Genomic DNA, 6,567 nt, shown 5'->3' on the forward strand with positions numbered 1-6,567 from the left:
TTAACCCTGTACTTATCTATCTGAATACTCTGAAATGAACCAGCCGAATCTCTTCCTCTGAGCCCTGCAGACACCTTTCTTTTTCAGGATTCTGTATAGAGGATTGAAAAGAGACAGAAACCATCTTGTGGGTATTGATTCCATAATGGCGGGGATCGGTTTCCATGACAGGAACCTGATTATACAGTTCGGAATCCTCTTATTCACCATGATAAAGAGGATATTCAGATAATTGAAATCTTTGTCATGATTTTCCTTGAGATAGGATGCATCCATTCCCGATATAATTCCGTCATTAACAGCCCTGTGGAAAAGCTCTGTACCCGGGTAAAACGTAAGGGTATACAGCTGAAGGATAAATGGCCTTGGAAGTTCGAGAACACCCCTGAGAGTCAGGAGTCTGTCATCCAGGCTTTCCCATGGGTTCTCGAGTATAACATCGTAGGTTGGACAGAATTCCGGAGGAAAGACCCTGTTCACTGTACTGGCAAGGTTTAACAGTTTTTCTCTGTTGAAAAATTCTCTCCTGTACATACTGTTTGTGAATGGGGATAGTGATTGAATGCCGACCTGAGTCCTTCTGAGACCAGCGTCGAAAAGCAACGACATTTTTTCTTCGCGGGAAGAAAGGACGCTCAGAAGAGCATAGAAAGGACAGTTGATCTCCTTCTTATATCTATCACGGAAGTGCATGAGCTGCTCATTGCTGGCGCTTGCGAAATCATCATCCATGAAGTTGATTCTATTGAACCAGGGAAATCTTTCGCGAATTGATTTGAGTTCTTCAATCAGATTATCCACGCTTCTTCTTCGCACAACCTTGAATCCACTGTACAGTACCCTGTAATAATTATTGATACAGTAGGTGCAATGATGAGGACAACCACGAGTCCACATTGTTTCGTATATCAAGTGATGCGGCTCAGTAAAATGTATACGACCTCGGACCATTTCTTTCAGAATGTCCTCACTCAGGGGTAGTACTTTTTTACCCACAAGAACATACTGATCTTCAATATCGTAGTCCGGAAAAGGAATTTCATCAAGATCGGATATGGGCTCCCTCACCGGATTGCGGCATTCTCCCTGTTCATCCCTGAACCAGATATTTTTAACATGGGCAGGTCTGATTCCATTCTGAAGACTGTCCGCAAGTTCCTGCAGAGCTGCTTCTCCTTCACCAACACAGACGTAATCAGCGATATCAAGGCATTCTTCTGGAGCTACCGTAGGGTGTATTCCTCCCCATACAACGGGAATATCAATTCTTTCCTTTATTCCCCTGGTGAGATGTGTTATCTTGATAAAGTAGTTGGTCATGAGAGACATGCCCAGAAGATTGAATCCATCAGCAAGTTCTGCAACTTGTTCAATAACCTCGTTAGGGTAGCATTCTACAAAATCGACACCGTTTTCAATCATGCTTTCCAGGTCCGGGAGGAAGACCTGCTTGACGGAATGTCCTCCGGCCTTGAGATAGGATGAAAGCTGCCGTGTACTCAGTGACGTAATATCCAGATAGGGAGAGATCAGCAATATTCTCATAGAACCCTTTTCATAATTCGCTTCAATATAAAAGTGTTACATTTAGCATAGCAGGAGAAATGATAACCAATTGAAAATTGATAAGTCAACAGTTCTCCGCGTTCATCTGTGATTCTGATGTTTCAACCGGGAATGTACCTGTAGAAAAAATAGACCGGCACTTTGTTTAACGAATTGAAAGAACTTTTGACCCACGTATTCGCTGTGTTTTCAAATCGATAAGCGCTCTGTTCGCATCCTCAAGTTCGAATTCCTGAACCTCCGGTTTAATCCTCATTTCAGCAGCAAGCTGAAGAAACTCACTGATGTCCCTCCTGCAGACGTTCGCAACACTCCTTATTTCTTTTTCCATCCAGAGATGCTCGATGTAATCGAGTTTCAGAAGATATTTTTTGTCAATCTCCTCCTTGCGAATTGCATTGATTACTAGCCTCCCTCCTGGAACAAGATTTCCAAGCGCTTCCACAACCGGCTTCCATACAGGAGTAGTATCAATGATGCTGTGGAGTTTCTCAGGAGATTGATCAGTTGTATCACCGACCCAGACCGAACCCAATTCGAGTGCGAAATTTCGCTCAGATGAATTCCTTGCGAATACATAAACATCCGAATCCGGAAACCTGTGTTGAACCATCTTAAGAACAAGGTGTCCTGATCCGCCGAAGCCTGTCAATCCCAGTCGCTGACCATTCTTCAGTTCTGCCAGGTTAAGGGATCTGTAGCCAATCGCACCCGCGCAGAGCAGCGGTGCAGCCTCAATATCAGTGAAAACCTGAGGAATTAAGTATGCCGAAGCAGCAGGCACTTTCATGTACTCAGCATACCCGCCATCAGCATCTCTTCCGGTTGCCATGAACTCGGGGCACAGGTTTTCTAATCCATTCAGACAGTATTCACATGTCCCACACGATGTGTAGATCCAGCCGACACCCACTCTGTCACCAGTTGAATGACTCGTAACATTATCTCCCACCTCGATTATCCTGCCAACTACCTGATGCCCTGGAACCACAGGAAACCGTGGAGGAGGCGTCCTTCCCTCTATCTCATCCAGTTCGGTATGACAGACTCCGCAGGCAGTTACTGAAAGTAGGATTTCATCATCAGAGATTCCGGGAACAGCAATATCGACAAGATCAAGAGGTTCCTGATTCCCGCTCAAATCACAGACTCTGTTAAGTATCATTGCCTTCATCTGCTGTTACCTTTCCAAAATTAAATAGTGACGGCACTATTTAATCCCATGTCGTTTTATTGGTGGGTGGCACTCTTGGTGCCCCCGACAGGATTCGAACCTGTGGCCTACGGTTTAGGAAACCGCCGCTCTATCCTGCTGAGCTACGGGGGCACCGGAGAACGTAATTATGTAATTTTGATACATAATAGTCAAAATTCTAAAGAATAAGATTCGCGGCGTCACCATCGGCAAAGAGCATGCCCTCTATTGTCGGGAGAATTCGTGAATCTGAAACCTGTACCTTTCCCGATCTGATCATACAGTCGAGATATTGTTCGTTTACCTGTAAACCAGTTACTACTTTGATCTTCTCTATATCTATTCCAGCTTTCCAGCGAAGACCGAGCATCAACATCTCAAGGCCTATCTCCTGTAAATCAAGTTCTTCGGTTTTCTCAACAGGGGATCTATCATGCTCAATCAGGTTGAGATATTCATCAATCTCGCATACATTCCAGCTTCTGGTTCTTTTTCCATCGAAGCTGTGAGCTGATGGCCCAAGGCCGATGTACGGGATCCTGTTCCAGTACGAACTGTTATGCCTGGATATGCTCTCATCACCTCTCGCATAATTTGATACTTCATAATGTATGTATCCGGCTTCTTTCAGGTATTCATCCGCCAGGAAGTACATTTCCCTGCAATGTTCCTCTTTCGGCTTCGATAATTCCCCTTTATTGACTAAACCAGCAATCGGCGTATCATTCTCTATCGACAGTTCGTAGCAGGAGATGTGCTCGGGCGATAATTCAATAGCCTTCTTAAGGTTACTGTGCCAGTTATCCGGAGTCTGCCTGGGAACCCCGTACATGAGATCTATTCCAATATTCTGAAATCCTGCATCACGAGCCTGATTGAAAGTTAGAATTGCCTGATCCGGGCTGTGAATTCTTCCCAGTGTTTTAAGTTCGCTGGAATCGAAGGACTGTATCCCTATACTCAGTCTGTTGAAACCAGCTTTTCTGTATTCTGCGAGAACACCAGGTAATACCGCTCCTGGATTTGTTTCAATTGTCATTTCAAGAACATCTGATGTGTTGGCAATCTCATCGAGAGTACTGAGAAAACGGTTCCAGAACTCGGGGGGTAGAATAGTCGGTGTACCTCCACCGGCATATACCGTTCCAATATTGACTCCCCGGGTTTTCCGCTCCATTTCGGCATAGAGCGCGGAACGGAACCTGGTCATGAGAACCTCATCACGCTCGATGGAGTAAAATGAACAGTAAGAACACTTCCTTACGCAGAATGGAACATGGATGTAGAGACCAGTGGAATTCATATTAATTCTCATCCTCTGTATGATCAACTCCGAGCCGTTTAAGAAGTTTTTTCAATGGTTCGAAATGACTACCCTTCCAGTATATCTTATCGCATTCACAGCACTTTTTGAACTCATTGTAGTATTTCTTTGTCAGCGGTTCCAGCCGATTTATGATTTCCTTTTTATCAACAGTTTCAAGAAATGCCCCACAATCAGGACACCTTGTGAATGGTTTGATGTTCTCCCTCAGATCCAGTCTTTCAAGGATCTCACGAGCCTGTTCCTCAGGATCCTGGCTGTGAAGATAACATCCATGCGTTACGATACTTCTTTTCAAAAGCATCGTGTCCCTGGTAAGGAGGATTCTGTTTTCCTTGGCAGAAATATCTGCGAGATCTTCATCGGGAATGTTTCCGGGAAACCAGGCATCGAATCCAAGGAGCCGGAGGATCAGAGCAAGTTTTCCAAGATGCACATCGAGAACGAATCGTGTTTTCCGGAGAGGTTCCGGTCGGAGTTTCACAAGCGGTGTGATATCAAGACTCTCGAATACGGGATAAACACTGATTCTGTCACCAGGGCTAACTGTGCAATTGAAATCAACTGATTTGCCGTTAAGAAGGATTATCTCAATCTCGGTATGCGGGATTCCTGCTGATTCAATGAGGTGTTTCAAAGAAAACCCACCGTTCAGCGGGTAGATGAATTCTTTCTGTCGCCATTTTTTCGGAAGAAAGTTATTCAGCTCGGCATAGACCCGGACGGTAACGAATCCTTGCTTGCTCTCAGGGTCGTTCATCTTTTCTCCAGTGCCCTTCACTTCGAAACCCGAACAGATCTAGTCCTCCCGGCGGAGAACAGCGAGGAAAGCTTTCTGTGGAATCGCGACACTGCCGACCATTTTCATCCGTTTTTTGCCGGCTTTCTGCTTTTCAAGAAGTTTGCGTTTACGTGTAATATCCCCGCCGTAGCATTTGGCAGTAACGTCTTTTCTCAAAGCTGTTATAGTCTCCCTTGAAATAATCTGTCCACCTATTGCGCCCTGTATGGGTATCTTGAACTGCTGTCGCGGTATCTCTTCCCTCAGATTCTTGCATGCGTTGACCGCCCATGGGCGAGCCCTGTTACGGTGTACAAGCATTGATAGAGCATCGACCTTTTCATGGTTAACAAGTATGTCAACCTTTACAAGGTCACTGCGCCTGTACCCAGCCGGTTCGTAATCGAAGGATCCGTACCCCTGGGTCACGGACTTGAGTTTATCGTAAAAGTCGTACACAACTTCCCCCAGTGGGAGGTCTGCTTTGATCTCCACCCGATTCTTGCCAACGTAGGTATTCGAGTAGTTCTCCCCACGCCTGTCCAGAATTAGCTGGGTTACAGGACCAATGTATCGGTCAGGCATGATAATGGATGCTCCAATGATCGGTTCCTCTGCGAAATCTATTGTTGCGGGATCAGGATAGAGGTTGGGATTGTCCACATTTACTGTTTCCCCGTTACTAAGAGTGATTCGGTAGAGTACGGTAGGTGCTGTCAAAACCAGAGAAAGCCCGAATTCCCTCTCAAGTCTTTCCTGCACCACTTCCAGATGAAGAAGTCCCAGAAAACCACATCTGAAACCAAAACCAAGTCCGGGAGAAGAAACTTTTTCATATATGAGAGAAGCATCGTTCAGTTTTAGACGCTCCAACGCGGAGGACAGATCTTCGTAATCCTCGGATGAAACCGGAAAAATGGATGAGAAAACAACAGGCTTAACCTCTTCAAATCCATGGAGCGGTTCATCCGCAGGATTCTGGTTCAAGGTTACAGTATCACCCGAGCGGACATTTTCTACTGTCTTTATGCCTGCGATCAGATAACCCACTTCTCCTGCGGTCAGGCTGGGGCAGGGTTCTCTCCTGATTCCAAAATGACCAACTTCTTCTACGATATGATTCTTCCCGGTAGCCATCAGCAGAACCTCATCACTCTTGCTGATTACACCATCCTCTACTCTTACGTAGACTATCACACCTCTGTACGGGTCATAAACACTGTCAAAAACTCTTGCCCTAAGCAGAGTATCTGAATTGCCTTTAGGTTCTGGAATCTTTTCAACAATTGCTTCGAGAAGTTCTTCAATTCCCTCACCTGTTTTCGCGGAAATACAGATGATGTCGTCAACATCAAGGCCAAGCTCTCCTTCAATTTCCCCCATTACTTCAAGAACATTTGCGGAAAGCAGATCTATCTTATTTATAACCGGGATTATCGTGAGGTTCTGATCCATAGCCTTGTAAAGATTGGCAACAGTCTGAGCCTCGACTCCCTGAGCAGCATCGATAACCAGCAGCGCGCCCTCACAGGATGCCAGGGCTCTGGAAACCTCATATGTAAAATCAACATGTCCGGGGGTATCAATCAGGTTGAGTTCATACTCCACTCCAGCCTCAGAAGAATAGGCCATCGTTACAGCGGTACTCTTGATCGTAATACCACGCTCCCTCTCGATATCCATCGTATCGAGCATGAGATC

At 45.5% G+C, this 6,567-nt stretch carries 5 protein-coding genes and 1 tRNA gene; all 6 read right to left on the reverse strand.

The genetic code is table 11. From position 1 onward, the window contains the following. Positions 1–12: 12 nt before the first annotated feature. Positions 13–1,545 (reverse strand): cobalamin-dependent protein, encoded by a 1,533-nt coding sequence (locus K8R76_02465; GenBank protein ID MCD4847037.1) that lies wholly within the window; start codon positions 1,543–1,545, stop codon positions 13–15. Between the two features lie 166 nt (positions 1,546–1,711). Beyond that, a complete protein-coding gene (locus tag K8R76_02470; GenBank protein MCD4847038.1) occupies positions 1,712–2,740 on the reverse strand; it encodes a zinc-dependent alcohol dehydrogenase family protein in 1,029 nt (342 codons plus the stop codon). Positions 2,741–2,816: 76 nt separating this feature from the next. Then, positions 2,817–2,893, reverse strand: a tRNA-Arg gene (locus tag K8R76_02475). Positions 2,894–2,939: 46 nt separating this feature from the next. Further along, the gene (gene hemW / locus K8R76_02480; protein ID MCD4847039.1) at positions 2,940–4,064 is read right to left on the reverse strand and encodes a radical SAM family heme chaperone HemW; all 1,125 of its coding nucleotides are present in this window, start codon (positions 4,062–4,064) and stop codon (positions 2,940–2,942) included. Position 4,065: 1 nt separating this feature from the next. Further along, the gene (locus K8R76_02485; GenBank protein MCD4847040.1) at positions 4,066–4,845 is read right to left on the reverse strand and encodes a Mut7-C ubiquitin/RNAse domain-containing protein; all 780 of its coding nucleotides are present in this window, start codon (positions 4,843–4,845) and stop codon (positions 4,066–4,068) included. A gap of 39 nt (positions 4,846–4,884) precedes the next feature. After that, positions 4,885–6,567 (reverse strand): translation elongation factor 4 (lepA, locus tag K8R76_02490; GenBank protein MCD4847041.1); only part of this gene is annotated, 1,683 nt, incomplete at its 5' end.

Origin of the sequence: Candidatus Aegiribacteria sp. (assembly GCA_021108435.1) — a bacterium.
Taxonomy (GTDB): Bacteria; Fermentibacterota; Fermentibacteria; order Fermentibacterales; family JCC-6; genus Aegiribacteria.